The following is a 17,079-nucleotide window of genomic DNA, read 5'->3' as shown; positions in this document are numbered from 1 at the left end:
CTCTTCTCCTCCCTAGATGGCTTTTTCTCTTATCTTTTCGTGTGGCACCATTCATACATAAATGCAAGGATAACCTTGGTATACTCCTTTAACTGCTCAAGCGACAGCTGCTCATTGACCGAATGGGCATTCTGCAGATCGCCCGGACCATAAATAGCTGTTGGAATTCCGGCATCCGCCAGCCATCCGCCATCGGTCACGGTCGGAGAGACATCGATGACCGCCTTATGTCCCAGCACTTCATGATGAACTCGAGAAAGCATTTCAACAGCTTTGTGATGCGTATCTACCTCAAAAGAGGGGAAAATTTCTCCCCGTTCTTCAATCATGGAAGCCCCTCCCCATTCAAACAACGGCGGGTTCTCCCTTAGCCACACGTCTCCTTCGGCAACCGACCGGATGTGCTCTTCTACTTCCGCAGCTACCTGCTCATACGTTTCATTCGGGTAATAGTGAACGGTAATCCAGAGCCGGCATTCGTCAGCAATGAAGGCGGCATGCCTCCCGCCTTCGATAACCGCTGGATTGATCGTATTCATTCCCGGCGGAAAGCCTGGATAGCTTTTCGTGACCGCCCAATGACGCTCGAGCTCCTGCAATCCTTCTATCACTTTCATCATTTTCTCAATGGCACTTGCGGCGAACAGCTGACCGCCGGCATGAATCATACTGCGTCTTGTTGCATCATGATATGTCTGGCCGCTCTTAACAGTAATCCAGCCTGTAATCACACCGCCCTGTCCTTGAATATGTAAATCACTTGTATCTACGACTAACGCAAAGTCAGCCTTGTAGCCCTTCCTACAGCACTCCAGCGTACCGGCTTCTCCTACTTCTTCTCCGATCACCGACTGAAAAATAAGGTCGCCTGGCAATGAAATATCCGCTTCACGAAGAAGCTTGATGCCAAACAACGCTCCAGCAAGCCCCCCTTTCATGTCAGCAACGCCTCTTCCAATAATCTTGTTATCCTTTACTACCGCCTGAAACGGCTCTTCCTCCCAAGGCTCGTCCGCCTCTACAGCCGCTACATCTATATGTCCATTAATAATCAGACTTCTGTAGCTTTCTCCGCTGCTTCCCTTTAAAGTGCCAACGACATTCGGATCATTGGGATATATATTCCAACGATCAACCGTGAAGCCGCATTCCTCTAGAAAGGCAGCAACAAAGCTTTGTGCCTCCGCCGTATTTCTTGCAGGTGGTGCCGGTGTTTGAAAAGCGACAAGCGTTTTTAATAAGTTAACCAGCTCTTCTTCTCTCTTATCTACTTCTTTCAGTAATGTTTCTAAGGATGGCTTCAATTTTTTTCCTCCTTTCCAGTTTTTTGCTTTAATGGTCGAGCCGATATTTCCATGCCCGTGCTTTTACAAGCCTTTTTACAAGCACATAGCCAATAATGGAGCCTGATACGCTGCTGACTAAAAAAGGCGGCATGAAAAAGAAGGCACCTGCAGAGCTTCCCATAAACACTTTTGCGAAAGGAACCGAAAATAGAGAAGCAAGCACCCCCGAACCGATTATTTCCCCAACTGACGCGCTCCACTTCTGCTTTGTCTTCCGGTAGATATAGCCGGCCAGAAAGGCACCGATCATACCGCCAGGAAAGGCTAATAGCGAGCCCGTACCCATTATGTTTCGGATTAAGCCGGTAACGAAAGCGATAACGACGGCTGGTCCCGGGCCAAGCAGTACGCCCGCGATAACGTTGACAGCATGCTGGACCGGATAAGCCTTTGCTATGCCGGCCGGAAACCAGATAAATGAAGACCCGAAGACAGCAATCGCCGTAAAGAGAGCCATATAGGCTAACCTTTGCAATGAATTCACATCATTCCCCCTAACAAAAAAGCCGGACTCTGATCAGAGTCCGGCTTCGTAAATGAAATAGTTACCATTGGTTAAACCACTTCCCTACGCTGGCATCATCCAGATCAGGTTCAAAGAGTTGAAAAACTTGATTGTTTTTCTCTCAGCCGTTTCACGGCACCTCTAGCAGTTGCTTTATTCAATTTGATCTCTATTATAGAATGAATATCTGTCTATGGGAAGACCTTTCACTTAGAATCTTCACTTTGTTTTAAATCTTCTACTCTTTCTCTTCTTTTCGCCTCTCTTAATCGTCGGTTGACTTCCTCCCAGTGGACGACATTCCACCAGTTTTTAATATAATCAGCTCGTTTATTATGGTACTTTAAATAATATGCATGCTCCCATACATCCAGTGCGAGCAGCGGTACAACATCCCACTGACTTAAGTTTTGGTGTTTTTCCGCCTGCAGCACCTCTAGCCGGCCCGCCTGAGGTGACCAGACAAGAATCGCCCAGCCCCCTCCCTCCACGTTTTCGGCTGCCTTTGAAAAGTGCTCCTTAAAGGCAGAAAACCCTCCAAACGTTCGGTTGATTTCCTTCTCTAATTCTCCAGTCGGCTTCCCGCCTCCGCGAGGATTCATGATTCGCCAAAAAATGGAATGCAAATAGTGTCCGGCCCCGTTAAAAGCCAGCTCTCTCTCCCAATGCTTTACAAGGGCAAAGTCATTGGCTCTGCGTGCCTTAGCTAATTCTTTCTCGGCCTTGTTTAAACCGTCGACATAGCTTTGATGGTGCTTTTGATGATGAAGTCGCATCGTTGTCTCATCAATATAAGGTTCAAGTGCATCATAAGCATAAGGCAATCTTGGAAGCTTATGCCCTCCAATGGGGACGGCAGTTGATGCTTCCTCTCTCTCCTCTTCACCTGCTTCTTTAGGCTTATCATACATTTCTCTGTAGAAATGTTGCCATTCTTCATTTAATGCCTGAAGCTCCCGGTCTATCTCAAGCACCTCATCCCGTTCAAGATCCTTAGCCAGCCGATCATTTATCTCATTAATTTTAGCCTTCCATCTCTCAATTAAGACCATTTGCCCTGCTTCCTGCGGCATACGAAGCAATTCATCACACCATTTCTTAGCCTGCTGCAGGTATTCCAGATATTTCTCCACCTTTTCTCCCCCTTTCTATCTGTTTTTAATGTATGCGAGCCGTGATAAGGCGTTCATTCTTCCCGTTCCAAGCAATTTCTTTTTATTCTGTCTTCTTGTTTGTCATAATAGACGCTATAAAGCTTTCTATTAAACAACAACAATGGAGGATGTTCATGCTTTTTGCGATTTTATTCTTTATACTAATGTCCGCTTTCTTATCAGGAAGTGAAACTGCTCTGACCGCGGTTAACAAAATGAAAATAAAAACAAAAGCAGATCACGGTGATCCAAAATCCGTAAAACTGCTCTCTCTCGTTTCTAAGCCCGACGAACTAATTACTGGAATTTTAATTGGAAACAACATAGCCAATATCATGCTGCCAACATTGGTGACCATGATTGCGATTCAATATGGCTTTAACGTAGGATTGGCTACAGGGATTCTAACTGTTTTTCTCATCATGTTCGGTGAAGTGCTTCCAAAAACGATTGCTGCTACTTTTTCTGAAAAGATCGCCTATATAGTCGCTCCCGTTATTTCGATCTTATTAGTCATTTTAAAACCGCTTACTTTTTTATTGTCTAAATTCACAGGCCTAGTCATTTCCTTTCTCTCAAGAGGCGAGACACAGGAGGCCTCTATTTCTAAAGCCGAATTAAAGACCATGCTTGATATCGCCTCTACAGAGGGCACCTTTCAAACTGATGAAACACAGCGCATTAAAGGGGTTATCGACTTTTACAGCAAGGCTGTTAACGATGCCTTAAAGACGCCGCGCATGGATATTGTGGGGATTCCCCAAGGTGCCAGCTTTGAAGAAGCCCAGGAAGTAATCTTAAACAATAATTATACAAGGTATCCGATCTACCAGGAAAACATGGACCAGATCGTGGGAGTATTCCACTCTAAACTGCTTCTAAAGTGGGCGCTCGCTCCTGAGAAAAAGATCGAAGTATTCGCTGATAATGATCCTTTGTTCGTTACAGAGTTCACATCGATTGAGAAGGTATTTAAGATGATGTTAAACGAAAAAAAGCATCTGGCTATTGTGCTCGATGAATACGGCGGCACAAGCGGCATTATCACTCATGAGGATATTATCGAAGCCATGCTCGGACAGGATATTGAGGATGAGACAGACCGTGATAATGAGCTTCTTATTCAAGAACTGACAGATAGGAAGATTGTATGCAACGGCCGCATCTCCCTTCGCCGGCTCAATCAAGTCTTTGGAACGGCTCTTTCTGAGAAGGAGGGTACGCTCTCCGGCTTTCTATTTAAGGAATTCGGTTCGATTCCGTCCGAAGGCGATGTGCTCGACTATGAAGACCTTCGCTTCGTGATTAAGATAATGGATTATAACCGTATCAAGGAAGTGGAAATTCATAAGCAGGAGCAGGAATCGGCGTCTGAGGAAGGGCCGCTCGAATAGGCTGATCATCTTTCTAGGCATATTATCCGAAAATAAGGGAAGAGAATAAGCAAGTATTTCAGATGGAAAGGGGTGTTTAAATGATACAGCCAACATGGAAGAAACTTGCCGCCGGTTCATTGCTTTCCGTTCTCATACTTAGCGGCTGCGGCGGTGATGACTCTGAGGAAGCACCAGTTATGGATGAGCCTGTTGACGAAGAGCAGATAGAAGAGGATGAAGATAACCAGGGTGGCTCAACAGAGAAAAACGCTGAAAATGATGGCTACCCTGCTGGCGAAGAAAGCGATGACATGGATGACGACCAAGATGATGATTAAGAATATTAGCTGACCACAAAGAAAAGAGACGCTGCTTCTCTCCCTTGCCGGGAAGGAGGCAGCGTCTCTTTTCTTGCGGCCGACTGGCTAGAAGCGGTCTTTAGCTCTTCCATCTGAAGGCTTCCTTAATAATCACACCTCTGTCAGCCATTTCCTGAATATATCGTTCGCCCGGCACAATCTGCTCCGGAGGGTATACTCCTCTTTTATTAATAACACCTGAGCCAAGCAATTGAGCCACCACAGAGATTGTATTAGCTGTTGCTCTTGCCATGGCGGTTACGTCGTTCTTCGTATCCTTATAAGTAACCATCTCATATGTGCAGCTAGCCCGACATTCCGCCCTTATACCTTCCACCTTCACTCGCAGCAGAACAACATCCTCTTTATCCTTCAAATCAACAATTGGCTCAAGCACCTTTAACAGGACGTCGCGCGGCCGCACATCTATTCCCTTCACGTTGACAGAATGATCCGCGCGCGTGAGCTGCAAATCGACAAGCAGCTTAAACTTTTCTGCATGTCCTTTGTAACGGATCGTTTTATATTCGAGACAATTCAAATTAGGAAAAGAACGAGAGAGCGTGGAGGTACCGCCAGCTGTGTGGAATGCCTCAAGGGGACCAAATTTCTCGAAGTGTACATTCTCTACCTCTGACAGTGCAGAAATAACCTGCTTCTCCCCTTTTCTAATGATGAGACATGGATCGGTGTAATGATCAAGCAATCCTTCCATAGAGAACACATGATTATATTCAAGCGGCGGATCCGGACGGAGGGGAATGCCGCCTACATACAACTTAATGGAGTCGGCTGCATCCAGCTTTCCTGCACCATAGCCGGATAAGATATTAATCATCCCTGGAGCCACCCCGAGATCGGGAATCAGCGTAACGCCTGCGGCTTTTGCTTCTTCTGACATGTCCAGTACCCGGTCTGTCGCATGACCAATATGCCCTCCTAAATCTACAGAATGTACTCCTGCCCGGATGGCGGCTTTCGCTACACGGACATTAAAAGAATAAAAGAGCGCATTAATGACAACGTCATGCTGCTTCATCAAAGGAATCAGCTGGTTATCATCAGAAGCATCAACGAACATGGGCGTAAGCTTGGTCGATTGAAGCACATGACAGGCTGCTTCAGCTTTCTTAACGTCATAATCAGCGAGCGTCACCTTCTCTACACCCTTGCTTTTCACTAAATCCCGAGCCGCTTCTTTGCCCATTAACCCCGATCCTAGCACTAATACACGCATATCTCCTTCCTCCTTTATACTTCAATTGGGCTTCTACATTTCAGTATATGAGCCCCTGTTTCCTTTCTTGATCAAAATAAAAGAGAATCCTTGCTCAAATGCAAAAAAACCGTCCAGGGAGAATACCTGGGCGGCTTTTAAAACAAGAATATTAATCATTGTCCGAGGATAATCGACCGTTTGTCGGCACGTCACAGCCCTCGTCTGAGCAAAAAGCGGCATCCGACGACTGGTCCGTTAATGTCTGAAGCCTAGGTGCCTGTCTTTCCTCCCTCCACACTCTTTCCAGGGCTGAAGTGAAGGCTTCTACTGATTGTGCACCTGATACGGCATATTTATCATTGAAAACAAAAAATGGAACACCTTGAACACCGAGCTGCCCTGCTTCTGCTTCGTCAGCCCTTACTTCCCCTGCTAAGCGGTCTGTTTTTAGAAATTCCAGCACCTCTTCACAGTCAAGACCCGCACTCTCGGCGATACTGGTTAAAACATGGTGGTCACTCAACACAAGAGAATCAGTAAAATAAGCATGCAGCAGCTTCTCCGTGATGACTTTCTCTGCTCCTTTTTCTGAAGCAAATTTGGCTAAACGGTGGGCGTCGAATGTATTCGATGGCCTCATGTTCTCAAAGTTAAATGCCAGGCCGACAGACGCAGCCTGGTGGCCGACATTCTCATTCATCGATTTTGCCTGCTCCAGGCTGAGTCCGTATTTTTCAGCAATTGATTCATGAACCGTCTTAGTCGCTTCCTTAGGAGCATGAGGATCTAACTCAAAGCTCTTAAATTCCACAGTGACTTCATGGCTATTCGGAAATTGCTCAAGGGCTTGCTCTAGTCTCCTCTTTCCAATGTAGCAAAATGGGCATACAAAATCAGACCAAACTTTAATATTCATAGCGTTCCACCTCTTTTGTTCTTTTACAGGTCTTTCTGCTTTCATCATACCTGTTCAAAGGAAAGGTGAAAAGCAAAAGAGCTTTGTCTAAAGAACCGTCTCAAACCTCTATACTCCAGCTAAGGCCTTTTTCTCCTTCTTTTCCGGCTTAATGGCCCAGAGGGTATACAAAGCACTCAGAAGACTCAAGCCAGCGAACACCATATACATCGATTCGGGCACGGCTTTCAGTAAAACAGCGGTAAGAGGCGGACCAGCCGCTACACCTAAAAAGCGCATGCTACTATAGAAGGAGGTAATGGTTCCCCTCTCTTTCTTTTCAATTCCATCTGTAATCAATGCATCCAGGCAGGGCAGAGAGAGGCCAATACCGATACTCGCGATGGTTAACAGCGACACGATAAAGAAAAGAGTCATATTGTCCTGAATAAAGAACAGAGCTGCTGCCCCCATGCCGTTGCCGACAATGATAAGAAAACGCATGATTCCTTTATTGCCTCCAATCTTCTTGCCGCATATGTAAGAGGCAATACAGAGAAACAAAGAGGAATCGCAAGCACAAGTCCTTTTTTTACGCCATAAATACCATACTCGCTCTCAAGAAGAGTAGATAGATGAAATAGAAATCCGAACAAAACAAGCATGTTTAAGCAGCCAATCACAAATACGGCCAGCAGCCAGCGTCCGTTATGTTTAAACGTGTGTTTAACACCCTGAATAAACTCGTGAAAGATTTTCTTTTTTTCCTCTTGATGCTTAGGCGTTTTAACAAATTTAATAATCAAAAAGAGGGCAATAATAGACAAAATGGGAATTGAAATAAACGGAAGATACCAAATAAAAGCCGCCAGCACGGCTCCCAGTACAGGGCTTAATACTTTGCCGAAGGTATTAGCCGTTTCAATGATACCCAGTCCTTTGCTCATTTCATCTTCCTCTGAAAACATATCCCCGACTGTCGGCAGTACAACTGGGAAAGCACCGGCTGCACCTGCCCCCTGCAAAAAACGTCCGACGAGAATCATCATATAAGGATTGTCCATGCTCCAAGCAGCCCAGGAAGCGATCACGCCTCCCGCTGCCGCCAATATAAGGCTTGGAATCATTACTTTCTTCCGGCCGATCCGATCGGACAAATAGCCGGCGATGGGGATCAGCACAATGGCAATCAATGAGTACACAGTAATAATTAAGCTAGACTGAAAAGCTGTAATACCAAGCTCCTTTTCCATCACCGGCAAAACGGGAATTAACACCGAATTTCCCAGTGTCATTGCCAGCGGTATAGAAGCCAAGGCAAAAAGGTCCCACTTCTTTTGCTCCATAACCTTCCTCCATGAACGTAATGTAATTTACTGTGGCGATAAACATTAAGTTGTCTTTACTGTCTCCTTGTTCATCCAGAATATACTCTTGACTGCCATCTAGACAGCTCTTTGAAGATGTTGCTTCTTGTGAACCCCCTGTCTCACAACAGGCTTGTTGCGTGAAGCCCGGCAAAGAAAGGTGTTTTCTTTTCAAGCAGACGGGTAAAAAGGTAGCAACATCGTGCTAGGAGGTGCTAGCAGTGCCACATTCAGGAGAAACGCCGGGGAAAGGCGATTACAAATGCGTCAATTGCGGACAAGTGACACGCTTGATGAGGATAAGGACCGCTTGCCACCTTGTCCAGAATGTCATGAACCTGAATATGAGGAGGCATAAACGACTCCTCTCCTTTTTCTCGCTAAACAGACACAAGAAAAAGGAGAGGATTTTCATTGTAATTGGTCGAGCGCTTGTTTTAAATCATTCCATATATCCTCTTTCGCTTCTAGTCCAACAGATAAACGGACCAACTGGTCAGAGATGCCCATTTCCTGTCTCTTCTGCTCAGGAACAGCCGAGTGAGTCATCGTTGCTGGATGCTGGATAAGCGTCTCCGCATCGCCAAGGCTGACTGCAATTTTGATAAAGGAAAGCTGATTTAAGAGCTGCTGGGCCTGCGCTTTGCTGCCATGTACCTCAAAAGAGAGGAGCCCTCCCCCTTTTCTCATTTGCTTTTTCATCGTTGTATAGTCATTGCCTTCCTGATCCCCCGGATAAAACACCTGTTTAACTGCCGGATGCGCTTTCAGCTTCTCCATCATATAAATAGCGTTCTCACAATGCCGATCCATCCTGATAGGCAAAGTTTTCAACCCTCTAAGCAGCAGCCATGCATCGAATGGCGACATGACTCCGCCAACATCCTTTAACGTTGTCTTAGCTATACGCTTCATCGTCTCCCTGCCCCCTGCAGCCAAGCCGCCGATGACATCCCCATGTCCGCCAATATATTTTGTTGCACTGTGTATCACGATGTCACAGCCTAATGCTAAGGGCTTTTGCAAATAAGGAGATGAAAATGTGTTATCCACAATTACCGGAATTCCCCGATTTTTAGCCACATTAGCAACCCGCTCTAAATCAATGAGCTTCATCGTTGGATTAATCGGCGTTTCTACATAGATGCAAGCTGTTTCTTTACGGAGGTGACGCTCAATCTCCTCTTCCGTTTCCATCGCAATAAAATCATGGGTAATGTGATATTTCTCCCTCATGAAGGTTAACAACCCAAAGGTGCACCCATATACTCCTTGCGAACAAAGGATATGATCTCCGCTTTTCGTAAGAGACATCAACACAGCTGAAACAGCTGCCATTCCTGAGCCAAATGCCAATCCGGCCTCCGCCTCCTCCAGCTCGGCGATCTTATCGGCCAGCACTTGAACGGTAGGATTGCCTAGGCGGGAATAAATATACCCCTCCTCTTCGCCCGAGAAGCACTTCTCGCCCTGTTCTGCTGAATCAAATGTAAAGGTGGATGTCTGGAAGATTGGTACTGTCAAGCTTCCTAGATGTTCCTTCGTGTCATAGCTCCCATGAATGACCGCCGTCTCCATCTGTTTATACTTCCTTTTCATCTCCATCCGCTCCTTTTCGTATAACCTTGAGCTTGAATGTCCTCTTCTTCATCATATAAGGAAGAGAGAAATAATGAAAGCGTTTACAAATGTTTACTGTTTGTATTAATGTATTCCTTCCTTCAACAGACGTTCGCGGAGAAAGTTCGCTCATCCATTAAAAAAGAGCTGCCAGCAGACAAGGGACTCTCCATGCTGGCAGGGAACGTTCTATCTAAAGCTTATCTGATAACTATTAACTGTTTAAAACCGTCATATTTTTTACTTTTTGACGTACTTCTTCTATATTTCTCATCTTGTTATCCCAGCACTCCTGACTCAGATCAACAGGGTACTCCTCCGGGTTCAGCGAACGTCGGTGCTCTTCCCATAGAAGGTCTAAATTCTCCGCTGCGAAAGTCTGAATCTCCTGGATAGATGGCAGTTCATATACAAGCTCGCCATCCTTAAAAATTAAGGCATGAAGATCCCTTGCTTCGAAATTCGTCACGAACTTGCTAATAAAGGTGTGTACAGGGTGGAACATCTTCAGGTGATCTTCTTCAGCTGGATTTTCATATTCCATCGCTAAGTAATCTCCCTCAGACTTGCCATTCACTTTATTCACAATTCGATACAGCTTCTTCAAGCCAGGGGTTGTCACTTTCTCCGGATTGCTGGATATTTTGATCGTGTCTTCCATTTCTCCATTTTTGCCCTCAATGGACACAAGTTTATAAACGGCTCCTAGGGCGGCTTGATCGTAAGCGGTGATAAGCTTCGTTCCAATTCCCCAGCTGTCGATCTTTGCCCCTTCCGTCTTCAGATTCATAATTGTGTATTCATCTAAATCATTGGACGCAATGATCTGAGCATCAGGGAAGCCAGCCTCATCCAGCATTCTCCTTGCTTCTTTCGATAAATATGCCAAATCACCGCTATCCAGCCGGATACCAATGAAATTAATCTTGTCCCCAAGCTCCTTCGCCACCCGAATCGCTGTAGGCACACCAGACTTCAGCGTGTCATACGTATCAACAAGGAAGACACAGTCTTTATGATTCTCTGCGTATTTATGGAAAGCGGTATATTCATCTTTATACGTTTGTACGAAGGAATGCGCATGCGTACCAGTGACGGGGATATTGAACAGCTTCCCTGCCCTTACGTTACTGGTCCCATCGAAACCGCCAATATAGGCGGCCCTTGTGCCCCAAACAGCGGCATCCATCTCATGAGCCCGCCGGCTGCCAAATTCCATAGCTGTCTGGCTGCCGATCACTTGCTTAATTCGTGAAGCCTTTGTTGCGATCAATGTTTGGTAATTGACGATATTTAGTAGAGCCGTCTCAATAATCTGGGCCTGCGCAAGAGGAGCTTCCACTCTCAAAATCGGTTCATTTCCAAATACCATTTCTCCTTCACGCATGGACTTAACGGTGCCAGTGAACGTCATATTTTGTAAGTAGTCCAGAAAGTCCTCCTCATAGCCTAATTCCTCTCGCAAATATTCGATATCATTAGCCGAAAACTTAAAGCTTTGCAAATAACGTACAATCCGTTCCAGGCCAGCAAAAATCGCATACCCATTGCCAAAAGGAAGCTTCCTGAAATAAAGCTCAAAGACAGCCTTCTTCTCATGAATTCCGTCTCTCCAATACGTCTGAGCCATGTTAATTTGATACAAGTCTGTGTGCAAAGCTAGGCTGTCACCTTCGTAACACTTAGTCATGTTCGTTCCCTCCACCATTAAATCACGTTTGCTGCTAGACAATCTTGAAAATGAAGCAAAGCCCATTCATGGCCGGCTTGATTGAAGCTTGCCGTCGCATTTTGATGAATGACAATCGAATAACCTTTATTGTAAGCATCTACCGCTGTATGAAGTATACAGATATCTGTACATACTCCAACGATATGCAATTCAGTAATGCCTCTTTCTTTTAGCTTAATATCTAAGTCTGTACCGGCAAAAGCCGAGTAACGGGTTTTGTTCATATAATACAAATTGGCCGAATCCTTGTACGCCTGATATACATCTTCCAATTTCCCGTACAGCCTTCTTCCTTCTGTTCCTTCAATATTGTGAGGAGGAAACAGCTTTGTCTCTGGATGGTAAGGGTCATTTTCCGTATGCAAGTCAATGGCCAGCACAACAAAGTCACCATTCGCTAAAAATTGCTCTGTCAGCGAAGCAACCTTTTCTTCAATCTCCACAGCGGGCTGCCCTGCAGGAAGCGCCCCAGTTACAAAGTCTATTGTATAATCTACATTAATTAAAGCCTTCTTTTCCATAGTCTCTGCCCCTTTATTGTGAGGTTTTTCACTTACTTACCAGTACCGAGTAAATGCCGTTTACCAAAACGACAAAAAAACACTGCCTCTAGGTAAACAGTTCTATAGGAACATTGCTTTATTCATCATTTTGCAACAAATTTATGAATCAATCATTAATCCAACTATATATAAAAAATTAGAAATAAACAACTGCAAATTGCGCTAGACGGCTTCTTTATGCACACCTTTCAGGAAAAAAAGCAAAAAAAAAATGAGGCTTATGCCTCCCTACTTCTTTCATTACGCCCCTTTTTTTATTCTTTGTCGGTGGCTGATTGCTCTTAAAATCGATAACTTGTCCTGCATGGTTAACATTCTCCAGCTTTTTACTTTGATTTTCATGATGAATCCCACCTTTATATGAATTATTGAAAAATAGTCCCTTCCCCATTGATTCACTTGCTTGCAATAATTTATTGTTCTTACCTCTATAATTACCGTTTTTTGCGAAAAATAAAACAAAATTCGTTCTACAAAAAATGACGAAAAGTACTAGCCCCCTTATCGGCGTCCCGCTTTTTCCATGTTTTTCATTTTTTACACTTTTATTAGACATTTTGAAAAACCCTATACTTTCAAGTGAAATCAGGCCTCCGCTTCCTATATAAGCCTTTTTATTTGAGAAGGATTTTTCTTTTTCTAAAATAGAAATGTTGTAAAAATTAATCGAAAAATGCGAATTTTTTTATTTTTACTGCAGAAAATGTTTATAAAAAAAAGAAACGGGTACAATAAAACCACAAGGCGGAACAACCGAAAGAAGGAGCTGGTAAACATGCGTTTACAAGTAACTTCCCAGGATGAATTGCACAGCCTTGGCGGAAAATTTGCTTTACTGGCGAAAGGCACACTCGTCGGGAACCGATATATTTAAGTTCCAGCAGTAAGTGTTTAAGCGGTGAAAGTGATTTTTTGTGAAAGTGCAAGTAAAGAGCAGGCTCATGGGATTCCACCGAAGCGGATAATAAACATGATTTATGACTCCCTTTAACGGATGAGCAGTAAGCCTGGTAATGAGACGAGCTGAATGCTTCTCGTCAGGTGAAAAATAATGATGCGGTTAAAGGAAGTACAAATTTTCCGCGTGCAGCCCTTGTATAATAGGGACGAAAAAGCATGTTCCTCCTGGAGCATGCTTTTTCGTATGCTGTTTCCTCCCGATGCTTGTTTTCATTTTAGCAATAATGGGTAAATTATAACCACTAATCATAAATAACAAGGAGTTTAGCTATATGCCACTTACACCTGAACAGCGAATTGAACTGCATGGTTTTAATAACTTAACTAAATCATTAAGCTTCAATATGTACGATGTATGCTATACAGCAACGAAGGAAGAACGTGAAGCCTACATTGAATATATTGATGAGCAATACAACGCAGACAGGCTGACCCATATTTTAAAAACCGTATCAGATATGATTGGCGCCCATGTCTTAAACGTAGCAAAGCAAGACTATGTGCCACAAGGTGCCAGCGTAACTGTACTAATTTCCGAAGGACCGATCGTTGAAGTACCCGCCGAGTCCTTAGATGAATCACCGGGACCTCTTCCTGATTCCGTCGTTATGCAGCTCGATAAAAGCCATATTACCGTCCATACGTACCCTGAATACCATCCGTATGAAGGCATCAGCACCTTCCGTGCCGATATCGATGTTTCGACATGTGGGGAAATTTCGCCGCTGAAGGCGCTGAACTATTTAATTCATTCATTTGACACAGATATCATGACGATTGATTACCGTGTACGAGGCTTTACGAGAGATAAGGAAGGCCAGAAACTCTTTATTGATCATGATATCAATTCTATTCAAAATTACATTCCTGAGGAAGTAAAGAATGAATATGACATGATTGATGTAAATGTATACCAGCAAAACATTTTCCATACGAAATGTAAGCTGAGGGAATTTGACTTGGATAACTATTTATTCGGGCATACGACAGACGACTTAGAACCAGAAGAAATAGAAGAAATCACAAATAAACTGCAAACAGAGATGGATGAGATCTTCTATGGACAGAATTATTCCGCTCCCGCTAAGAAGTAATCGACCGAAGAAGAGGAGGCTTCCTTATCATAAACCCCCTCTTTTTTTATGTATGGACCTTTAAGACCTCCCGCTGTGCCGCATGTACAGAAGCGGCAGCAGCCTTCCTTTCTGCCTAGTCAGCCCTGTATTTAACTCGTTTCTTTCTTGGAGACCGGTCCTCCTGTTTATGTATTCAGCCACATAAAAAGACCGCTTCTATTTGAGTTTCCAGGGAAGCGGTCCCCTTCGTAGACAGCGATCTTTCCTATTTTTCCGTTGGACGAATAAGCTTAAATGTTCCTGTTCCTTTGGAAACCAGCTTTCCAGTTTCATCCTTCAGAACCGCTTCAACAAAGGCGGTCTTATATCCTTTAGAAATAATTTCAGCTTCTGCATATACAGTACCGCTCATAACAGGCGCGGCATAAAGAACATTCAGACTGGTTGTTACGCAGCGAGTTTTCGTGACAGACCGCAAGTGCATGCTTTGTACGAAGTCAAGCAGCGAGGCATACACCCCTCCATGCATCGTGCCGTTTGTATTCAACAGCTCCTCTTTCATTTCTAATTTCAGCAATACATCCCCTTCTTCAAAACGAATGACTTCTAATCCAAGATGGTGAAAAAATGGGCATTCCTGAAACTCCTTCACAATGTCTTCCAGCGTCAAAACCTTTTCCTCCTTAGTTTGCGGTAAATTGCGGCTGTCGTTTTTCAAGGAAAGCGCTTGTGCCTTCATTTTTATCCTCCGTTTCAAAGAGTATGGCCTGTGCGAGCTTTTCAATGGTGAGGCCTGTCTTCATATCCGTGTCGAAGCCTGCATGGATCGCCAGTTTTGCCATTTTTACAGCCAGCGGGCCTTTTGCGGAAATTTGCTGTACGATTTCCATTGCTTTTGCCTTCAGCTCATTAAATGGTACAGCTTCCGAAATTAAGCCGATCTCTTTTGCTTCTGCTGCAGTAATCATTTTTCCAGTTAAAATCAGCTCAATTGCTTTTCCCTTGCCGACAAGCCGGGCTAAGCGCTGCGTGCCTCCCGCACTCGGTATGATAGCCAGATTAAGTTCAGGCAGACCGAACTTGGCGTGTTCGGAAGCTATCCGGATATCGCAGGCCATTGCCAGCTCGCAGCCGCCGCCGAGCGCATAGCCGTTGACCATAGCAATTGTCGGCTTGTCATATGCTTCAATATAGCTGTATACTTCCTGCATGCCTTGAGGGTTAAACACATCTAAAGCCGTACGCGTTCGCAGCTGGCCAATATCAGCTCCAGCAGCAAACGACTTCTCACCCTGTCCGGTGAACACAACACAACTCACAGCTTCATCGTTTTTTAGGCCTTCCAAAGCTGTCATTATATCGGCGAGCACTTCTTTCCCTAAAGCATTTCGCTGTTCTGGACGATTGATAATAATGAATGCAGCGCCTTCCGTCTTTTCCACTAAGATTGTATCAAAGTTTGCCATCTTCTCACCCCATCTTTTCAAATTTTTCAGCTGTATTCTTTGTTCAGCTGTGCAGCAATAATGTTTTTCTGAATTTCTGATGTTCCTTCATAAATCCTTGTAATTCGTGCATCGCGATAAAAGCGTTCAATCGGATAATCAGAAATATAGCCGATCCCCCCGTGAACCTGTACAGCCTTATCGGCTACGCGATTATATACTTCAGAGCCGAACAGCTTCAGCATCGCAGCTTCTTTTATAATTTTCTTTCCTTCATCTACCATCCAGGCGACCCGGTACGTAAAAGAGCGGAGTGCTTCAATATCTACTGCCATTTCAGAGAGCATATGAGCAACCGCCTGATGTTCAATAATAGGGACATCAAATTGAACCCTCTCCTGAGCATAGCGGACCGATAAATCCAGCAGCTTTTGACAGGAACCTAAGTTCCGTGCAGCCAGTCCCGCTCTGCCATTAGCTAATATCTTTAAAGCATTGACATACCCTCGGCCTTCTTCACTTAATACATTCTCTGCAGGCACTTCACAGTCTTCCATGATCACTTCCGCTGAGTGAGAGCCGCGCAGCCCCATTTTTTCCTCCACCGCGCCGACGCGAAAGCCGGGAAAGCCCTTCTCCACGATAAAAGAAGTAATTCCCTTCGCTCCCTCAGATGGATCAGTAACAGCCATAACGGTAAAAACGTCGGCTTCTACAGCGTTTGTAATGTAATGTTTCGTGCCATTTAAAATATACTTATCGCCCTTTTTAATGGCTGCTGTTTTTAAATTAGTTGCATTAGAGCCCGCAGATGGTTCAGTTAAGGCGAAGGCGCCAATACGGTCACCAGCCGCCATATCAGGCAAGTATTTCCGCTTCTGTTCTTCATTCCCCATTTCGACAATGCCGACCGTCCCAATGCCGGTATGGGCGCCAATTAGAGTGGTGTAGCCATTATGAGTGGCCCCAATCTCCTCATACAAGGCACACTTCCCCACCATGCCGATGCCGAGCCCTCCGTACTTTTCAGGAATGCTGAGACCAAAGAGTCCGAGCTCTTTAGACATCTCTACGATTCGGCTTGGAATTTTGTCTTCGCTCTCAATTTGCATTGCAACGTCCTCGACCTCATTTTGAATAAAGTCTCTCACGTTTCGCTTTAGAAATTGAATATCTTCATCCAGTTCGAAATTCATAGCGGCCTCCCTCTGTTCTCTGTCCGTATCTTCCCAGCTATAAGACCGCTATTATACAGCGGCCTTGATTTTTTCAAATTCTTCTGTTAAAAGCGGCACGACTTCAAACAAGTCTCCGACAATGCCATAGTCTGCTACTTTAAAAATTTCCGCCTCTGGATCCTTGTTGATGGCAACAATCACTTTGGAGTTGGACATTCCCGCCAAGTGCTGGATCGCGCCCGAAATACCGCAGGCAATGTATAAGTCCGGTGTAACGACTTTTC

Annotated in this window: 16 protein-coding genes, 1 pseudogene and 1 riboswitch; of the genes and pseudogenes, 3 read left to right on the top strand and 14 right to left on the bottom strand. The window is 44.6% G+C overall.

Annotated features, from left to right (window positions below; all coding sequences use genetic code 11):
- Window positions 1-29: 29 nt before the first annotated feature.
- The 3 genes from QY97_RS00085 to QY97_RS00075 all read right to left on the bottom strand — a co-directional run bounded on the left by QY97_RS00085 (window position 30) and on the right by QY97_RS00075 (window position 2,984).
- Window positions 30-1,304 carry an acetylornithine deacetylase gene (locus QY97_RS00085; protein WP_039231671.1) on the bottom strand — a complete coding sequence of 425 codons (1,275 nt, stop codon included), beginning with the start codon at window positions 1,302-1,304 and terminating at the stop codon, window positions 30-32.
- A gap of 28 nt (window positions 1,305-1,332) precedes the next feature.
- Window positions 1,333-1,830, bottom strand: coding sequence for an energy coupling factor transporter S component ThiW (gene thiW, locus QY97_RS00080; RefSeq protein ID WP_039231666.1), 498 nt, complete (start codon window positions 1,828-1,830; stop codon window positions 1,333-1,335).
- 64 nt (window positions 1,831-1,894) lie between these two features.
- Window positions 1,895-2,004: riboswitch (TPP riboswitch) on the bottom strand.
- Window positions 2,005-2,057: 53 nt separating this feature from the next.
- Window positions 2,058-2,984: a superoxide dismutase gene (locus QY97_RS00075; RefSeq protein ID WP_232506202.1), complete on the bottom strand. Its 927-nt coding sequence runs from the start codon at window positions 2,982-2,984 to the stop codon at window positions 2,058-2,060.
- A gap of 155 nt (window positions 2,985-3,139) precedes the next feature.
- Here QY97_RS00075 and QY97_RS00070 point away from each other — a divergent pair, with 155 nt between their 5' ends.
- Both QY97_RS00070 and QY97_RS00065 read left to right on the top strand, forming a co-directional pair.
- Window positions 3,140-4,399, top strand: coding sequence for a hemolysin family protein (locus QY97_RS00070; protein ID WP_039231663.1), 1,260 nt, complete (start codon window positions 3,140-3,142; stop codon window positions 4,397-4,399).
- An 80-nt stretch (window positions 4,400-4,479) separates the two neighbouring features.
- Window positions 4,480-4,719, top strand: coding sequence for a hypothetical protein (locus tag QY97_RS00065; RefSeq protein ID WP_039231661.1), 240 nt, complete (start codon window positions 4,480-4,482; stop codon window positions 4,717-4,719).
- A gap of 100 nt (window positions 4,720-4,819) precedes the next feature.
- Here the strand turns inward: QY97_RS00065 and QY97_RS00060 are convergent, their stop codons facing one another.
- The 7 genes and pseudogenes from QY97_RS00060 to QY97_RS20345 form a co-directional block, all read right to left on the bottom strand.
- Window positions 4,820-5,977: a saccharopine dehydrogenase family protein gene (locus QY97_RS00060; RefSeq protein ID WP_039231659.1), complete on the bottom strand. Its 1,158-nt coding sequence runs from the start codon at window positions 5,975-5,977 to the stop codon at window positions 4,820-4,822.
- 151 nt (window positions 5,978-6,128) lie between these two features.
- A complete protein-coding gene (locus QY97_RS00055) occupies window positions 6,129-6,875 on the bottom strand; it encodes a DsbA family oxidoreductase (protein WP_039231657.1) in 747 nt (248 codons plus the stop codon).
- A 108-nt stretch (window positions 6,876-6,983) separates the two neighbouring features.
- A pseudogene (locus QY97_RS00050) lies at window positions 6,984-8,200 on the bottom strand (MFS transporter).
- Window positions 8,201-8,632: 432 nt separating this feature from the next.
- Window positions 8,633-9,820 (bottom strand): methionine gamma-lyase, encoded by a 1,188-nt coding sequence (megL, locus tag QY97_RS00045; protein WP_039231654.1) that lies wholly within the window; start codon window positions 9,818-9,820, stop codon window positions 8,633-8,635.
- A gap of 235 nt (window positions 9,821-10,055) precedes the next feature.
- Complete coding sequence (locus tag QY97_RS00040; protein WP_039231652.1) at window positions 10,056-11,531, bottom strand: nicotinate phosphoribosyltransferase; 1,476 nt, start codon at window positions 11,529-11,531, stop codon at window positions 10,056-10,058.
- Window positions 11,532-11,548: 17 nt separating this feature from the next.
- Window positions 11,549-12,094: a cysteine hydrolase family protein gene (locus QY97_RS00035; RefSeq protein WP_039231650.1), complete on the bottom strand. Its 546-nt coding sequence runs from the start codon at window positions 12,092-12,094 to the stop codon at window positions 11,549-11,551.
- Window positions 12,095-12,311: 217 nt separating this feature from the next.
- Window positions 12,312-12,692, bottom strand: coding sequence for a hypothetical protein (locus tag QY97_RS20345; RefSeq protein WP_039231648.1), 381 nt, complete (start codon window positions 12,690-12,692; stop codon window positions 12,312-12,314).
- A gap of 676 nt (window positions 12,693-13,368) precedes the next feature.
- Here QY97_RS20345 and speD point away from each other — a divergent pair.
- Window positions 13,369-14,190: an adenosylmethionine decarboxylase gene (speD, locus tag QY97_RS00025; protein WP_039231645.1), complete on the top strand. Its 822-nt coding sequence runs from the start codon at window positions 13,369-13,371 to the stop codon at window positions 14,188-14,190.
- 247 nt (window positions 14,191-14,437) lie between these two features.
- Here speD and QY97_RS00020 read toward each other — a convergent pair whose 3' ends face one another.
- The 4 genes from QY97_RS00020 to QY97_RS00005 all read right to left on the bottom strand — a co-directional run.
- On the bottom strand, window positions 14,438-14,842 hold the full coding sequence (locus QY97_RS00020; protein ID WP_039231642.1) for a PaaI family thioesterase: 405 nt from the start codon (window positions 14,840-14,842) through the stop codon (window positions 14,438-14,440).
- Between the two features lie 13 nt (window positions 14,843-14,855).
- A complete protein-coding gene (locus tag QY97_RS00015; protein ID WP_039231639.1) occupies window positions 14,856-15,638 on the bottom strand; it encodes an enoyl-CoA hydratase/isomerase family protein in 783 nt (260 codons plus the stop codon).
- A gap of 26 nt (window positions 15,639-15,664) precedes the next feature.
- Window positions 15,665-16,813, bottom strand: coding sequence for an acyl-CoA dehydrogenase family protein (locus tag QY97_RS00010; protein WP_039231637.1), 1,149 nt, complete (start codon window positions 16,811-16,813; stop codon window positions 15,665-15,667).
- 51 nt (window positions 16,814-16,864) lie between these two features.
- On the bottom strand, window positions 16,865-17,079 hold a 215-nt coding region (locus QY97_RS00005; protein WP_039231635.1), incomplete at its 5' end, for an electron transfer flavoprotein subunit alpha/FixB family protein.

The sequence above is a fragment of the Bacillus thermotolerans genome (assembly GCF_000812025.2).
GTDB classification, from domain to species: Bacteria; Bacillota; Bacilli; order Bacillales; family Domibacillaceae; genus Quasibacillus; species Quasibacillus thermotolerans.
This window is presented reverse-complemented; position numbering and strand designations above follow the sequence as displayed.